Genomic DNA, 15,065 nt, shown 5'->3' with positions numbered 1-15,065 from the left:
GTGCCGCGCGCGGACGCACCCGCACCGCGTCGGCCGCCGCCGGCCACCGCCGCGCATGCCGCTCGCCGGCCGTGCGCGGTCATCTCAGCACCGCCTCGGCTTCGACGTGGCCGTCCCGCAGGCGGACCTCGCGGTCGGCGTGCGCGGCGACCACGTTGTCGTGCGTGACGATGACGAGCGCGGCGCCGCGCTCGCGGGCCGCGGCCAGCAGCAGCGCGAGCAGCGCCTCGCCGCCCGTCGAGTCCAGGCTGCCGGTCGGCTCGTCGGCGAACACGATCGACGGGCCGGTGACGAGCGCGCGGGCCACGGCGACCCGCTGCGCCTGGCCGCCGCTGAGCTCCGCGGCGAGCGTGTCGCGCTCGTCGCCGACGCCGGCGCGCTCGAGCCACTCGCGAGCCGCGGTGAGCGCCGCGCCGCGGTCGTGGCGCTCGAGCAGCAGCGGCAGCGCGACGTTCTCCAGCGCCGACAGGTCCGGGACGAGCTGGCCGAACTGCAGCACGACGCCGACGTTGCGTCGTCGCAGCCGCGCGCGCTCGGCGTCGTCCAGCGTCACCAGGTCCTGGTCGAGCAACGTCACGGCGCCCGCCTGCGGGCGCAGGATGCCGGCGGCGACGTGCAGCAGGGTCGACTTGCCGCAGCCGCTCGGGCCGGTGACGGCGACGACCTCCTCGGGCTCGACCGCGAGCGACACGCCGCGCAGGGCGACCGTGCGCCGGTACGCGTGCTCCACGCCTCTCAGCCGCAGGATCATCCAATGACCTCCGCGGCGCGCTCGAGCCAGCGCAGGTCCGCATCCAGGTGCGCGACGAGGTGGTCACGCGCGAGCCGGGCCGCGGGGTCGCGCTCGGGCGCGCCGACGGTCAGCTCGCGCATCCGCCGCAGGTGGGCGGCGCGTTGGCGCGCGAGGAAGTCCGCCGGGCTCTCCCCCGTCCGCAGCGCCGCGATCGTCTTGCGCACGATCTCGTCGGTGGACGCCGTCGCCGCTCCCGCGGGCTCTGCCAGCCATTCGCGCAACTGGTGCTCCCCTTGCTCGCTCAGCGTGTACACGGTCCGCTCCGGACCGGCCTCCGCGCGGGTCTCGACCACCTCGACGAGCCCGGCCTTCTCGAGCCGGCCGAGCGTGGCGTACACCTGGCCGAAGGCCAGCGGCCGTGCGTCCGGGAACCACCCGTCGTGCTCACGCTTGAGGTCGTACCCGTGCGCGGGACCTTTACGCAGCAAAGCCAAAACGACTTCATTCGTGGCCATGGCACGAACGACTATACACACTGTGAATAGAGCTGTCAGCCGAGCTGGAACGGGTCGCGCGTCGCGCCCGTGAGCTCGATCCACACGGTCTTGGTCTCCGTGTACTCGGAGATCGCCTGGATGCCGTTCTCGCGCCCGATGCCCGAGTCCTTGTAGCCGCCGAACGGCGCCGCCGGGCCGACCGCACGGTAGGCGTTGACCCAGACCGTCCCCGCCCGCAGCGCCCGCGCCATCCGGTGCGCGCGCTGGACGTCGCGCGTCCACACGCCCGCCGCGAGCCCGAACGCGGTGTCGTTGGCGAGCGCGACCGCCTCGTCCTCGTCGGCGAACGGGATCGCCGCGAGCACCGGCCCGAAGATCTCCTCGCGCGCGAGCCGCATGTCGTTGGTCACGGCGCCGAAGATCGTCGGCTGCACGAAGTAGCCAGGGCTGTCGCCGCGCGCGCCGCCCGCCACGAGCTGCGCACCCTCGTCGGACGCCGACGCGATCGCCGCGAGCACGCCCTCCATGTGCCCCTCGAACGCGACCGGCCCCATCTCGGTCTCCGGGTCCAGCGGATCACCCATCCGGATCGACGCAGCCCGCGCGGCCAACCGCGCCACCAGCTCGTCGTGCACGCTCTCTTGGACGAGCAGCCGCGAGCCCGCCATGCACGTCTGGCCGGTCGCGGCGAAGATGCCCGCCACGACGCCGTTGGCCGCCGCGTCCAGGTCGGCGTCCGCGAACACGATGTTCGGCGACTTGCCGCCGAGCTCGAGCGTCACCCGCGCGAGGTGCGAGGCCGCGCCGCGCATGACGGCGCGGCCTGTCTTCGTCCCCCCGGTGAAGGCCACCTTGTCGACGCCGGGATGCTCGACGAGCGGCGCGCCCGCCTCGTCCCCGAACCCGGTGACGACGTTGAGCACGCCGGGCGGGAACCCGGCCTCCTCGAACAGCTGCGCGAACTCCAGGGTCGAGCACGGCGCCTGCTCGGCGGGCTTGACCACGACGCAGCAGCCCGCGGCGAGCGCCGGCGCGATCTTCCACGAGGCCAGCAGCACCGGCGAGTTCCACGGCGTGATCGCGGCGACCACGCCCAGCGGCTCGCGCAGCGTGTACACGAAGAAGTTGTCGCGGTCGGCGGGCAGCGTCTCGCCGCCCACCTTGTCCGCCGCGCCCGCGAAGTAGTGGTAGTAGTCGGCGAGCCCGCGCAGCTGGCCCTCCATCTCGCGGATGAGCTTGCCGTTGTCGGTCGTCTCCACGCGCGCGATCGAGGACGCCCGCTCAGCGATCAGATCGGCGAGCCGCCGCAGGAGCTTCCCGCGCACCACTGGCGTCGTCCGCGACCAGTCGACGAACGCGTCGCGCGCCGCGCGGACCGCCGCATCCACATCCGACGCGTCCGCGCGCGGGACCGTCGCCCACGGCTGCCCGAGGAACGGGTTGACGCTCTCGAAGCGCGCACCGGAGCCTGCCTCAACCCACGCGCCGCCGATCAACATCCGGTAGTCCTTCACCGGTGCTCAGCCTACGTTCGCGGTCAACAATCTCCACGATGGTTGGAATCGCCCTCGCGATCGGCGCGCCCGCCGCCCACGGCGCGACGTTCGACGTGCCGTACCCGCCCGTGCCCGCGGGCGTCAGCCTCAAGGTGACGAGCACCGACGAGGTGCGGATGCGGTTCGGCCCGAAGGCCGTGAAGACGTGGCGCGCGGTCGCCGGCAAGCGCGCGCAGATGGCGTGCGTGACGCTCGCGCCCGTGCACGACGACGTCACCACGCTGAGCTACAGCGCGATCGACGGCCGCGTCCCCAAGACAGGCCGCGTCGTGAACTTCGGCTTCGAAGCGCGCGCGGACCTGTGCACGATCGCGACCCGCGGCCATCCGAGCTTCGACGGCTGCCTGCGCCTACTCGCCAACGACACCTGGTGCGTGCGCGTGGTCGCGCCGCTCACGGACGCCGGGCGCGCCTACCTGGACGCGTTCGCCCGCACCGCCGAGCTGTCCGCCGCCTACACCGCGCTGGAGGCGATGGCCGACTTCAAGCGCGACCTCGACGCCACCGTCGTCGCGCTGCCCAACGCGGACGCGGCACCGCCCAGCGGCCAGATCGGGATCTTCGCGCAGGGCCCGACGACCGTGATCGCGACGGCGCTCGCGGACGGCCGCCGCCGCTTCGTCCGGCTGGACGCGAACGTCTACAGCACCAACGACATCCGCCTCCCGGGCAACCTCGAGAAGCTCACGTTCGTGTCAATTCGTGGCCGCTTCTAAAGAAGCTCCACCTATGTGCGAATCGGGTGTAGCCTCACTGCCGTGAGTCAAAATTCGTGGCTTGCCGTCGACGCCGGCACCACGCCCCTCGTGCGAGCGCAGGAGCTGCGCTTCGCGTGGGAGCGCTTCATCGCCGATGACGACGGTGATCCGACGCTCGTGCGCGAGGCGATCACGGATTCCTGGAAGCGCAGCAGCGCCGCCGGTGTCGACCCCATGGGCAGCCGCTTGGCCCCGGTGGTCGCCGACGAGGACGAGACGCACGACCGCTACGAGGAGCACCTGCTGCACACCGCGGCGCCGCTCATCCACGACTGCCTGTCCGCGATCGCGGACGAGGCCGGCTACCTGATCGTCATCAGCGACGCCGACGGCACGCTGATGAGCGTCGAGGGCAGCGCGAACATGCGCATGCGTGCCGCCGGCGACATGAACTTCGCCGAGGGCACGGACTGGAGCGAAGGCGGCGCGGGCACGAACGCGATCGGCACCGCGCTCGCGCTCGACCACGCCGTCCAGGTCTTCGGCCCCGAGCACTTCAGCGATCCCGTGCAGCGCTGGACGTGCAGCGCGTGCCCGATCCACGACCCGGACACGGGCGAGGTGATCGGCGTCATCGACCTCACGGGCGAGCTGTCCACCGTGCACCCGCACAGCCTCGCCGTCGCGACCGCCACCGCGCGTGCCGTCGAGGCCAGCCTGCAGCTCGCCCTGCAGGAGCGCGACGCGCGCCTGCACGCGCGCTACGGCGCCCGCGTCTCGCCCGACCGCTCCGCGCTCGTCACCCGCAGCGGCCGCGCGATCGGCCCGGTCCCGCGCGGCTGGAACGTCCAGGGCCGGCTGGTGATCCCGCCCGGCGGCGGCGAGCTGACGCTGCCCTCCGGCGCGCTCGCGGTGGCCGAGCCGGTCTCCCCCACGCACGAGGCGTTCGTCGTCCACGCGCTCGAGTCCAAGCGCGTGACGAGCATCGCCCGCCCGCTCGTGAAGCTGCACTTCCTCGGCCGCGACCGCGCCGAGCTGGAGGTCGAAGAGCGCACGACGACGCTCCGCCCGCGCCTCGCCGAGATCCTCGCGCTGCTGTGCTCGAGCCCGGACGGGATGAGCGCCGAGCGACTGTGCGCGGACCTGCACGGCGACGGCGGCAGCGTGTCGAGCGTCCGCGTCGAGGTGTCGCGGCTGCGCAAGCTCCTCGGCCCGTGGATCGACACGGACCGCTACCGGCTCACGTGCGACGTCGAGTCCGACGTGCGCCGCGTCGAGGCGCTGCTCGCCGCGGGCCAGACGCGCGCGGCCGCCGAGGCCTACGCCGGCCCGCTCCTGCCGAGCAGTGAGGCGCCGGGCATCGTGCGCGAGCGTGAGCGGCTGGATCGCTGGCTCCACCAGGCCGTGATGACGGCCGAGGACGTGGAGGCGCTGTGGGCGTACGTCCAGACCACGCCCGACGATCTCGGGGCGTGGAAGCGCCTGTTGACGCAGCTCGAGTTCCGCGACCCGCGCCGCCCACAGGCGGCCGCGCGCGTCGGCGAGCTGCGTGCAGCGCTCATGTAACGCGCCGGTAGAAGACTCCTCAATCGAGGAGAGATGCAGGCGACCCGAGCCCATCGGGGTCTCAGCACTGCGCGCGCGGCCCTCCACGTCACGTGGTTGCTGGCCCGTGCGCCGGACGGGATCCGCGCAGACGAAGTAGCCGCGACGCTCGGCAAGAGCGTCTCGACGGCGTACAACCTGCTCGCCTCGCTGTGCGACGAGGGCGTGGCCGAGCGCCACCCCGGCGGCGTCTACAAGCTCGCCCCGGCGTTCCGCGAGACCGTCGCCGAGGAGACCGACCGCCACGACCTCAGCGGCGTCGTCGACGACCTGCTGGCCCGCACGCACAAGCGCGCCTACCTCGCGGTGCTGCGCAACAACCAACTTCGCGTGGTCCTCGAGCGCGGCCTGCAAGGCATGCCGAAGCTCCCCGGCTTCAGCCCCGAGATCGCCGACAACGCGCACGCCCTCGCGCTCGGCAAGGTGGTGCTCGCGCTCGGGCCACGCGAAGCCGTCGAGCGCTACGCCCAGGCGGGCCTCAAGCGCTTCACGCCGACCACGATCACCGACCCGGCAGCGCTGCACGAAGAGCTCAAGCGCGTGCGCCTCACCGGCGTCGCGTGCGAGCGCGAGGAGTTCGAGCGCGACTTCTGCTGCCTCGCGGCGCCGGTGCTCGACCACGACCGGCATTTCCTCGGCGCGGTGGGCATCTCGATGTCCAAGCGCGCGTTCGAGAACGAACGTCCGCAGCTCGAGGAGACGCTGCGCGACGTCGTCGGATTCCAACGATCTGCAGAGATCCGGGCCGATCTTGATCACGGCCCGAACCCGCACCAAACCTCTCTCCAGGGACGACGTTTCCAAAGGAGGCGGCCTTGAGCCGAGCCAGCATCACGAAGGCCCATCAGAAGATCCAGGAGCTTTCCTGGGAGCCCACGTTCGTCGAGCCGGTCGACAAGTACCCGACCGACTACACGTTCGAGAAGGCGCCCAAGAAGGACCCGCTCAAGCAGGTCCTGCGCTCCTACTTCCCGATGGAGGAGGAGAAGGACAATCGCGTCTTCGGCGCGATGGACGGCGCGATCCGCGGCAACATGTTCCGGCAGGTCCAGGAACGCTGGATGGAGTGGCAGAAGCTGTTCCTGTCGATCATCCCGTTCCCGGAGATCTCCGCCGCGCGCGCCATGCCGCTGGCCATCAACGCGGTGCCGAACCCCGAGGTCCACAACGGGCTCGCCATCCAGATGATCGACGAGGTTCGCCACTCGACGATCCAGATGAACCTCAAGCGGCTGTACATGAACCACTACATCGATCCCGCCGGGTTCGATCTGACCGAGAAGGGCTTCGCGAACTGCTACGCCGGCACGATCGGCCGCCAGTTCGGCGAGGGCTTCATCACCGGCGACGCGATCACCGCGGCCAACGTCTACCTGACCATCGTGGCCGAGACGGCGTTCACGAACGTCCTCTTCGTCGCGATGCCGGGCGAGGCGGCGGCCAACGGCGACTACCTGCTGCCGACGGTGTTCCACAGCGTGCAGTCGGACGAGTCACGCCACATCTCGAACGGCTACTCGATCATCCTCATGGCGCTCGCCGACGAGCGCAACCGCCAGCTGCTCGAGCGCGACCTGCGGTACGCGTGGTGGAACAACCACGCCGTCGTGGACGCGGCGATCGGCACGTTCATCGAGTACGGCACCAAGGACCGCCGGCTCGATCGCGAGTCCTACGCCGAGGCCTGGCGGCGCTGGATCTACGACGACTACTACCGGTCCTACCTCGTGCCGCTCGAGAAGTACGGCCTGACGATCCCCCACGACCTCGTCGAGGAGTCCTGGAACCGGATCTGGAACAAGGGCTACATCCACGAGGTCGCGCAGTTCTTCGCCACCGGCTGGTTCGCCAACTACTGGCGGATCGACGGCATGGACGACAAGGACTTCGAGTGGTTCGAGCACAAGTACCCGGGCTGGTACGACAAGTACGGCCGCTGGTGGGAGAAGTACACCGAGCTCTCGAAGAAGAACGGCCACAAGCCGATCGCCTTCGAGGCCGAGGCCAACTACCAGTACCCGCACCGCTGCTGGACCTGCATGGTCCCGTGCCTGATCCGCGAGGACACGGTCATGGACGAGGTCGACGGCCAGGTGCGCACGTACTGCTCGGAGACCTGCCACTGGACGGACAAGGTCGCGTTCCGGCCCGAGTACGAAGGCCGCCCGACGCCGTCGATGGGCAAGCTCTCCGGCCAGCGTGAGTGGGAGACGCTCCACCACGGCAAGGACCTCGGGGACATCATGCAGGACCTCGGGTACGTCCGCGACGACGGGCACACGCTCATCCCGCAGCCGCACCTGAACCTCGACCCGAAGAAGATGTGGACGCTCGACGAGGTCAAGGGCATCACGCTCAACAGCCCCAACGTGCTGCTGAACGAGATGTCGCCCGAGGAGCGCGAGCAGCACATGGCCGAGTACAAGCGCGGCGGCCCGGCCGGCCGTCCGGCGGCGGCGTAGGGGCACCGCGAGGATGGGCGAGACGCACACCGTTCGCTTCGAGCCTGTGGGCATCGAGATCGAGGTCGATGAGGACGAGACGATCCTCAACGCCGCGTTCAAGCAGGGCATCATGCTCATGCACGGCTGCAAGGAAGGTCAGTGCTCGGCGTGCAAGTCGTTCATCCTCGAGGGCGAGGTCGATCTGGACCGCTACTCGACGTTCGCACTGCCCGACTTCGAGGAGGCCGAGGGGTGGACGCTGCTGTGCCGCGCCCACCCCTACTCGGACCTCGAGATCGAGCTGATCAACTACGACGAGGAGATCATCCACGGCGGCGTGCCGCCGCGGACGATCTCCACGTCGGTCGAGGCGGTCGAGGCCCTCACCAAGGACATCTGGCACCTCAAGCTCAAGCCGGCCGAGCCGTTCGAGTTCAAGGCCGGCCAGTACGTGGACATCCAGATCCCGGGGACGGACCTGCACCGGTCGTTCTCGATGGCCAACACGGACTCCGGCTCGCTCGAGTTCATGATCAAGCACTACGAGGGCGGCAAGTTCAGCGGCCTGCTCTCGAGCGGCGCGATCAAGCCCGGTGACGAGATCTCGGTCACCGGGCCCTACGGCGTCTTCACGCTGCGCCCGAGCTCCCCGCGCCGGCTGCTGTTCATCGGCGGCGGCGCCGGCATGGCCCCGATCCTCTCACTGCTCCGCGCGCTGAAGGACGGCGCGTCCGAGCGTGAGCGGGCCTACTACTACGGCGCTCGCACCGAGGCCGACCTCTTCCACCTGGAGGAGCTGGCGGAGCTCAACTGCGGCTTCGTCCCCGCCCTGTCCGAGGACAGCAACGGCTGGAAGGGCGAGAGCGGGCTGATCACGGACGTCGTCTCCCGGCTGGAAGGCGACATCACCGAGGTCGACGCCTACGTCTGCGGCCCGCCGCCGATGGTCGAGGCGACCATCGCGCTGCTGGAGGCCAAAGGCGTGCCCGAGGCGCACATCTACTACGACAAGTTCACCACCACCGCGGACGAGTGAGGAGACCGGATGGCCACAGAGGTCAAGGAACGCAGCGTCCCCAAGCCTGTGTTCACGGACGCCGAGGCAGGGGCCAAGGAGTTCCCCTCCTGGCAGAGCCGCAGCTACAACTACTTCGAGCCGCGCAAACGCCGCGCGACCGTCTATGAGGACGTCACGATCGACGTCCAGCCCGACCCTGAGCGGCACCTCAGCCAGGGCTGGGTCTACTCGTTCGCCAATGGCGATGCCGGCTACCCGCAGGACTGGTCGGCGCTGAAGTCCTCCAACTGGCACGCGTTCCTCGACCCGAACGAGGAATGGGAGCAGACGATCTATCGCAACAACGCGAACGTCGTCCGCCAGATCTCCCAGAACATCGAGCACGGTCGCACCGGGCACGTGTTCCAGGCGATGAACCCCGCGTGGGTCAAGGTCGTCGCACGCCACGTGTTCGCGTGGGCGCACCTCGAGCAGGGCATCGGCATGCACGTGTACACGCCGGCCCAGCGCGACGCCCCGACGAACATGATCAACAACGCGATCTGCGTCGGCGCCGTGCACAAGCTGCGCTTCGCCCAGGACCTGATCCTCTACAACCTCGCGCTCTCCGAGGAGATCGAGGGCTTCGAGGACAAGGCCCACATCGCGACGTGGCAGGAGGACCCGATCTGGCAGCCGACCCGCGAGCTGGTCGAGGGCCTGACGGGCATCCGCGACTGGTCGGAGGCGTTCTTCGCCACGACGGTCGTGTTCGAGCCGCTGGTCGGCGAGCTCTTCCGCTCGGGCTTCGTCATGCAGGCCGCCGCGCTCCAGGGCGACTTCGTGACGCCGACGATCATGGGCGCCGGCGAGTCCGACGCGGCGCGCGAGCAGCGCGGCGCGCGGGCGCTGTTCCGCATGCTGGCGGACGACGAGACCCACGGCGCGGCCAACAAGGCCACGATGCAGGGCTGGCTCGAGAAGTGGACGCCGAAGACCGTCGACGCGGCCCGTCAGCTGCAGCCGATCTGGTCGCAGATCTCCGAGAAGGTCATCCGCTTCGAGGACTCGTTCGACCGCTCCCGCCTGCGCTTCGAGAGCCTGCTCTCGGACATCGGCCTCGAGACCCCGAAGGAGATCAAGGCATGAGCGAGTTCGTCTCCGACCGCACGTCGTCCAACAAGGCCGGCGTGACGCTGATGAACAACCAGGTCGGCTACGTCGTGGCCGACGTGATGCGCGGCAAGAAGGACATCACCATCACCGAGCTGCCGTCGATGATCCGCGTCGACGGCGTCAACCGGATCGACTTCGACTACGAGGAGATCGCGGAGGCGCTCGGCTGGGAGGACTTCGGCAACAACGACTTCGAAGAGATCATGAGCACCCACTACGGGCGTATGGTTGTCCTCGACGATCGCGTCGTGATGTTCGCCAATCCGGAGGACGCCGCCGAGTACATCGACTTCGACCTCCAAATCGTCGAGTAGGGGGAGAATCGATGTACGAGAAGGACGGCGAGAAGTACTACATCGTCGACAGCCACCTGCACTTCTGGGACGCCTCGCCCGCCAACTGGGTCAAGGGTCACGAGGAGTTCGCGAAGGGCTGGATCGAGTGCTTCCACGCGTATCAGGGCCTCGGGCCGGCGGAGACGCACTGGTCGCTGGAGCACTTCCAGAAGTACTCGGTCGAGGACTTCGAGAAGGACGTCTTCACCGACGGCTACGTCGACAAGGCCATCTTCCAGTCCACGTACCTGCGCGAGTGGTACACGAACGGGTTCAACGACATCGAGCAGAACGCTTCGCTGCTCGATCGCTTCCCGGGCAAGCTGCAGGTCAACGGCCGGTTCGATCCGCGTGACGGCGCGGCCGGGCTGGAGCAGCTCGAGGCCGACCACGCCAAGTACGGCATCAAGGGCCTCAAGCTCTACACCGCCGAGTGGAACAAGGGCTCGCGCGGCTGGAAGCTGACCGACCCCGAAGCGCGGCCGTTCTTCGACAAGTGCGTCGAGCTCGGGATCAAGAACATCCACGTCCACAAGGGCCCGACGATCTGGCCGCTGGACAAGGACGCCTTCGACGTGAGCGACGTCGACCACGTGGCGACGGACTACAACGGCGAGCTCAACTTCATCGTCGAGCACGTCGGCCTGCCGCGGATCGAGGACTTCTGCTTCATGGCGACGCAGGAGCCCAACGTCTACGCCGGCCTGTCCGTGGTCGTCGGCGGCCTCATGCACGCGCGCCCGAAGTTCTTCGCGAAGGTCATGGGCGAGCTGCTGTTCTGGGTCGGCGAGGACAAGATGCTGTTCGGCTCCGACTACGCCATCTGGGAGCCCAAGTGGCAGATCGAGGGCCTCGTCGACTGGGAGATGCCCGACGACGAGGCGTTCTCGGACTTCCCGCGGCTCGGTGTCGAGGGCAAGAAGAAGATCCTCGGCCTCAACGCGGCGAAGCTCTACGACATCGAGGTCCCGGCCGAGTTCCAGGTTCCGGGGGCCGCCGACAAGGAAGACGCCCAGCTCGTCGAGGGCGCGGCGTGAAGACTCGCCCTGCGGGCTCGCTTCACGCTGGGAGAATCGCCCAGAGGGCGATTCTCCCGCGGGAGGTGCCGCAGTGATGTTGCGCGCCCGAGTCCTCGAAGCGCTCGGGACCGTCTACGACCCGGAGCTGGACGAGCCGATCACCACGCTCGGCTTCGTCGGCTCCGTGGTCGTCGTCGGTGGCGCCGTGGCGGTCCGGCTGCGGCTGCCGACGCCGCAGTGCGCGCCGAACTTCGCGTTCCTCATGGCCGCGGACGCGTCGCGTGCGCTCTGGCGCATGGACGGCGTGGAGTCGGTCGAGGTGACGCTCGAGGACCACTACACGGGCGCGGAGATCAACGCGACGGTCAACGCGGGCGGCTCCTTCAGCGACGCGTTCCCCGGGGAGACCCGGGGCGAGCTGGACGCGCTGCGCGCGCTGTTCCAGCGCAAGGCGCTGCTCGCGCGCCAGTCGGGGTTGCTCTCCGAGGTGCCCCGGCGCCTGGGCGATCTCCACGGGCCCGAGGCCGACCGCTGCCGCGAGCTGCGGCGGGCGCTCGGCATCGACGCGTCCGACGACGCCGCCCCGTTCGTCACGGGTGACGGTGTTCCCGTCGACGCGACCGATGTTCGCTTCCGGCGGATGGCGTCGATGACGGCGCTGTCCCTGGAGACCAACGGCGGCATGTGCCGCGATCTGCTGCGGGTTCGATACGGAGGAGAAGTAGCCGCATGATTGCCGCTCGGTTGCACAAGTACCACGAGGCCTTGAAGGTCGAGGAGATCGAGGATCCCAAGATCGTCGGGCCCTACGACGTGATCGTGAAGATCGGCGCCGCGGGCCTGTGCCGCACCGACCTGCACATCCAGGAAGGCCAGTGGGCGGAAAAGTCGGGCGTCGAGCTCCCGTACGTGCCGGGCCACGAGAACGCGGGCTGGATCCACGAGGTCGGCAGCGGCGTCACGAACGTCGAGGTCGGCGACACCGTGATCGTCCATCCGTTCATCTCGTGCGGGCTGTGCCGGCCGTGCCGCAAGGGCGACGACATGCACTGCCAGTTCGGGGAGTTCCCGGGCATCGGGCGGGACGGCGGCTTCGCGCAGTTCCTGCACACTTCGGCCCGGTCGGTCATCAAGCTCGATCCGTCGCTCCATCCCACCGAGATCGCCGCGCTGGCCGACGCCGGCCTGACGGCGATCCATGCCGTCAAGAAGGCGATCCCGATCCTGGGCGCCGGCACCAAGACGGTCGTGATCGGCGCCGGCGGGCTCGGCCACATCGGCATCCAGTGCCTGAAGGCCTACACGCCGACCGAGATCATCGTCATCGATCCCTCTGAGAAGGCGCTCGAGCTGGCGAAGGCGACCGGCGCGGACCACACCGTGAAGGTCGACGGCTCCCAGCGTGAGCTCGTGCGCGAGCTGACCGACGGCTTCGGCGCCGACGCGATCATCGACTTCGTCGGTGAGAAGGGCGCGATCGAGGACGGCGTCGAGATGGTGATGGACGGCGGCTTCTACTACGTGATCGGCTACGGCGAGAACATCAACGTGCCGACGATCGACATCATCTCGCGCGAGATCTCCTTCATCGGGAACCTCGTGGGGACCTACATCGATCTGCAGGACCTGATGACGCTGACCGCGCAGGGCAAGGTCAAGCTCCACACCTCGCAGTACCCGCTCGACGCCATCAATGACGCGATGGCCGATCTCGACAACGGACGTTTGCAGGGCCGAGGCATCCTCGTCCCGGCGTAGGAGGAGAGATACACGATGGGCAAGCGCCTCTACTTCAATCATGAGGCTCGTCTCCTGCTGCAAGCAGGCGTGGACGAGCTGGCCAACACCGTGAAGGTGACGTTGGGTCCGAAGGGGCGCAATGTGGTGCTCGAGCGGCTGGCGGGTGCGCCGACGATCACCAACGACGGCGTGACGATCGCCCGCGAGATCGAGCTCACCGACCAGTACAAGAACATGGGCGCGCAGCTCGTGCGCGAGGTCGCCAACAAGACGAGCGACCAGACCGGCGACGGCACGACGACGGCGACGCTGCTCGCCCAGGCGATCGTCCGCGAGGGCATGCGCGCGCTGGACGAGGGCGCGAACCCGATGCTCCTGCGACGCGGCATCGAGGAGGCCACGGCGGCGATCGTGGCCGAGCTGGCGACGCAGGCCCGTCCCGTCGAGGGCGAGGATCTCGTGAAGGTGGCGACGATCGCCGCCAAGGAGGACATCGGCATCGGGGAGGTCGTGGCCGAGGCGCTCGAGCGCGTCGGCACCGACGGGGTCGTGACGATCGAGGAGTCCGAGGAGCCGGGCGTCTCCGTGCGGTTCGTCGAAGGCATGGTCGTCGAGAACGGCTGGCTGTCGCCGTACATGGTCCGCGATCAGCACCGGATGGAGACGGTGTTCGAGAACCCGTTGGTGTTCATGACCAACAAGGCGCTCAAGCACCCGAACGACCTGATGCCGATCCTCAACGCCGCCGGTCGTGACCCGGGGCGCCCGATCGTGATCCTGTGCGAGAACGCCGAGGCCAGCGCGCTCGGCATGCTCGTGCACAACAACTCGTCCGGCACGATCCAGGCCGTGGCCGTGCGCGCGCCCGGGTTCGGGCACCGGCGCATCCAGCACCTCGGCGATCTCGCCGCGTTCTGCGGGGGCACCGTGATCGCCGAGGAGGCCGGCCTGTCGCTGGACGAGGTGACGCTGGAGCACTTCGGCACCGCGCGGCGCGTGGTCACCAACGCCGACGACTGCACGTTCATCGAGGGCGGCGGGTCGGCCGAGTCGGTCTCGGGGCGGCTCGCCCAGCTCAAGGCCGAGCTGGCCCGCGCCGTGCACGAGCGCGACGTCGAGATCCTGCAGGAGCGGATCGCGCGGCTGTCGGCGAACCTGGCCGTGATCCGCGTGGGCGCGCCGACCGAGCCGGCGCTCAAGGAGCGCTACCGGCGGACCGAGGGTTCGCTGGCGGCGACGCAAGCGGCAGTGTCCGAAGGGGTGGTCCCGGGTGGCGGTACGGCGTTGCTGCGGTCGGCGACGGCTCTGGACGCGCTGGAGCTGTCAGGTGACTACGCGCGCGGCGCGGAGATCATCGGTTCCGTGCTCTCGGAGCCTCTGTACTGGATCGCCTCGAACGCGGGTTACGACGGGCAGGCCACGATCGACCAGGTGCTGGCCGCGCCGGCCGGGCACGGGCTGAACGCGCTGACGGGCGAGTTCGGCGACCTGTTCGAGAAGGGCGTCGTCGACCCGGTGCGGGTGACGCGGCTGTCGCTCGAGCACGCGGCTTCGGTCGCGGCGCTGCTGCTGACCACCGAGGCGCTGGTGGCGGAGGAGCTCATCGCCCAGCCGGGCGCGATCATCGCCCCGGGCTTCGGCGACCTCGCCGAGGGCATGGCACGGCCTTCCTCACCGATCTAGAGAGGTACGCCGTAGTCGCGCGCCCGGAAGTGCAGTAGTGCGCTACTGACGACCGGGCGCGGCGGCGCCTCGATCCTGCTCGCATCACCCCATTCCTCCCCAGGAGCATCCCGATGCGCAGCAAGATCCTCGCCGGCCTGACCGCCGTCGTCGCCGCGGCCACGATCGCCGCCCCCGCCCACGCCGCCACGACCGCCACGACCGCGACGGTCTCCGCGGGCAAGTGCAAGGTCCGCTACAGCGACGACACCGGCAAGCGCTTCACGTACGCGCAGTGCGTGATCAACGTGTCCGACCTGGCCGCCGGCCAGACGGTGAAGGTCAACTACGAGTCCAACCTGAAGACCTTCAACCCGCACTCGGAGATCGGGCCGTTCCGTGGGCAGACGGGCACCGTCGGCTTCAGCAACGTCGACGGCCAAGGCCCGGCCGACCTTACGCAGGCGATCCAGATCGCCTTCAAGAACCAGTCGGTCGCGCAGATCAAGAAGCAGCTGAAGGTGACGCTCTCCAGCCCGACCAAGGGCGTCGTCGTCAGCAACGCGGTCGCCACCGCCTGAATCTAAAGAGGGACTGTCCCTC

The 15,065-nt window shown here is 69.4% G+C and carries 15 protein-coding genes; 12 read left to right on the top strand and 3 right to left on the bottom strand.

Features of this window, described 5'->3' with window-relative positions:
• Nucleotides 1-79 precede the first annotated feature (79 nt).
• From OJ997_RS03840 to OJ997_RS03830, 3 genes are read right to left on the bottom strand one after another with little or no spacing between them, the layout of a single operon-like run.
• A complete protein-coding gene (locus OJ997_RS03840; protein WP_270023691.1) occupies nt 80-751 on the bottom strand; it encodes an ABC transporter ATP-binding protein in 672 nt (223 codons plus the stop codon).
• The gene (locus tag OJ997_RS03835; RefSeq protein ID WP_270023690.1) at nt 748-1,248 is read right to left on the bottom strand and encodes a PadR family transcriptional regulator; all 501 of its coding nucleotides are present in this window, start codon (nt 1,246-1,248) and stop codon (nt 748-750) included. Before OJ997_RS03835 ends, OJ997_RS03840 begins: the two co-directional genes overlap by 4 nt.
• A gap of 35 nt (nt 1,249-1,283) precedes the next feature.
• Nucleotides 1,284-2,729, bottom strand: a complete 1,446-nt coding sequence (locus OJ997_RS03830) for an aldehyde dehydrogenase (RefSeq protein ID WP_272599328.1) — start codon at nt 2,727-2,729, stop codon at nt 1,284-1,286.
• Between the two features lie 53 nt (nt 2,730-2,782).
• On the opposite strand from OJ997_RS03830, the gene OJ997_RS03825 reads away from it, so the two are divergent.
• From OJ997_RS03825 to OJ997_RS03770, 12 genes are all read left to right on the top strand, one after another.
• On the top strand, nt 2,783-3,502 hold the full coding sequence (locus tag OJ997_RS03825; RefSeq protein ID WP_270023688.1) for a hypothetical protein: 720 nt from the start codon (nt 2,783-2,785) through the stop codon (nt 3,500-3,502).
• Between the two features lie 42 nt (nt 3,503-3,544).
• Nucleotides 3,545-5,050 carry a GAF domain-containing protein gene (locus tag OJ997_RS03820; RefSeq protein WP_270023687.1) on the top strand — a complete coding sequence of 502 codons (1,506 nt, stop codon included), beginning with the start codon at nt 3,545-3,547 and terminating at the stop codon, nt 5,048-5,050.
• A 96-nt stretch (nt 5,051-5,146) separates the two neighbouring features.
• Complete coding sequence (locus OJ997_RS03815) at nt 5,147-5,908, top strand: IclR family transcriptional regulator (protein ID WP_270023686.1); 762 nt, start codon at nt 5,147-5,149, stop codon at nt 5,906-5,908.
• Nucleotides 5,905-7,551: a ferritin family protein gene (locus OJ997_RS03810; RefSeq protein WP_270023685.1), complete on the top strand. Its 1,647-nt coding sequence runs from the start codon at nt 5,905-5,907 to the stop codon at nt 7,549-7,551. The genes OJ997_RS03815 and OJ997_RS03810 overlap by 4 nt, the downstream gene beginning before the upstream one ends.
• Nucleotides 7,552-7,564: 13 nt before the next feature.
• Nucleotides 7,565-8,569, top strand: coding sequence for an NADH:ubiquinone reductase (Na(+)-transporting) subunit F (locus OJ997_RS03805; protein ID WP_270023684.1), 1,005 nt, complete (start codon nt 7,565-7,567; stop codon nt 8,567-8,569).
• Between the two features lie 9 nt (nt 8,570-8,578).
• Complete coding sequence (locus tag OJ997_RS03800) at nt 8,579-9,679, top strand: aromatic/alkene monooxygenase hydroxylase subunit beta (RefSeq protein WP_270023683.1); 1,101 nt, start codon at nt 8,579-8,581, stop codon at nt 9,677-9,679.
• A complete protein-coding gene (gene mimD / locus OJ997_RS03795) occupies nt 9,676-10,020 on the top strand; it encodes a propane 2-monooxygenase effector subunit MimD (protein WP_270023682.1) in 345 nt (114 codons plus the stop codon). Before OJ997_RS03800 ends, mimD begins: the two co-directional genes overlap by 4 nt.
• Nucleotides 10,021-10,031: 11 nt before the next feature.
• Nucleotides 10,032-11,078, top strand: a complete 1,047-nt coding sequence (locus tag OJ997_RS03790) for an amidohydrolase family protein (RefSeq protein WP_270023681.1) — start codon at nt 10,032-10,034, stop codon at nt 11,076-11,078.
• A 76-nt stretch (nt 11,079-11,154) separates the two neighbouring features.
• On the top strand, nt 11,155-11,793 hold the full coding sequence (locus OJ997_RS03785) for an iron-sulfur cluster assembly protein (RefSeq protein WP_270023680.1): 639 nt from the start codon (nt 11,155-11,157) through the stop codon (nt 11,791-11,793).
• The gene (locus tag OJ997_RS03780) at nt 11,790-12,818 is read left to right on the top strand and encodes an NAD(P)-dependent alcohol dehydrogenase (RefSeq protein ID WP_270023679.1); all 1,029 of its coding nucleotides are present in this window, start codon (nt 11,790-11,792) and stop codon (nt 12,816-12,818) included. The genes OJ997_RS03785 and OJ997_RS03780 overlap by 4 nt, the downstream gene beginning before the upstream one ends.
• A gap of 15 nt (nt 12,819-12,833) precedes the next feature.
• Nucleotides 12,834-14,483: a chaperonin GroEL gene (groL, locus tag OJ997_RS03775; RefSeq protein WP_270023678.1), complete on the top strand. Its 1,650-nt coding sequence runs from the start codon at nt 12,834-12,836 to the stop codon at nt 14,481-14,483.
• Between the two features lie 113 nt (nt 14,484-14,596).
• A complete protein-coding gene (locus tag OJ997_RS03770) occupies nt 14,597-15,043 on the top strand; it encodes a hypothetical protein (protein WP_270023677.1) in 447 nt (148 codons plus the stop codon).
• Nucleotides 15,044-15,065 lie beyond the last annotated feature (22 nt).

The sequence above is a fragment of the Solirubrobacter phytolaccae genome (assembly GCF_027587195.1).
Lineage (GTDB): Bacteria > Actinomycetota > Thermoleophilia > Solirubrobacterales > Solirubrobacteraceae > Solirubrobacter > Solirubrobacter phytolaccae.
This window is presented reverse-complemented; position numbering and strand designations above follow the sequence as displayed.

Bases quoted from the DNA above. Each gene is read 5' to 3' on its own strand.
- OJ997_RS03840 (WP_270023691.1), bottom strand. From the start codon at position 751: ATGATCCTGCGGCTGAGAGGCGTGGAGCACGCGTACCGGCGCACGGTC.
- OJ997_RS03835 (WP_270023690.1), bottom strand. From the start codon at position 1,248: ATGGCCACGAATGAAGTCGTTTTGGCTTTGCTGCGTAAAGGTCCCGCG.
- OJ997_RS03830 (WP_272599328.1), bottom strand. From the start codon at position 2,729: ATGTTGATCGGCGGCGCGTGGGTTGAGGCAGGCTCCGGTGCGCGCTTC.
- OJ997_RS03825 (WP_270023688.1), top strand. From the start codon at position 2,783: ATGGTTGGAATCGCCCTCGCGATCGGCGCGCCCGCCGCCCACGGCGCG.
- OJ997_RS03805 (WP_270023684.1), top strand. From the start codon at position 7,565: ATGGGCGAGACGCACACCGTTCGCTTCGAGCCTGTGGGCATCGAGATC.
- OJ997_RS03800 (WP_270023683.1), top strand. From the start codon at position 8,579: ATGGCCACAGAGGTCAAGGAACGCAGCGTCCCCAAGCCTGTGTTCACG.
- mimD (WP_270023682.1), top strand. From the start codon at position 9,676: ATGAGCGAGTTCGTCTCCGACCGCACGTCGTCCAACAAGGCCGGCGTG.
- OJ997_RS03790 (WP_270023681.1), top strand. From the start codon at position 10,032: ATGTACGAGAAGGACGGCGAGAAGTACTACATCGTCGACAGCCACCTG.
- OJ997_RS03785 (WP_270023680.1), top strand. From the start codon at position 11,155: ATGTTGCGCGCCCGAGTCCTCGAAGCGCTCGGGACCGTCTACGACCCG.
- OJ997_RS03780 (WP_270023679.1), top strand. From the start codon at position 11,790: ATGATTGCCGCTCGGTTGCACAAGTACCACGAGGCCTTGAAGGTCGAG.
- groL (WP_270023678.1), top strand. From the start codon at position 12,834: ATGGGCAAGCGCCTCTACTTCAATCATGAGGCTCGTCTCCTGCTGCAA.
- OJ997_RS03770 (WP_270023677.1), top strand. From the start codon at position 14,597: ATGCGCAGCAAGATCCTCGCCGGCCTGACCGCCGTCGTCGCCGCGGCC.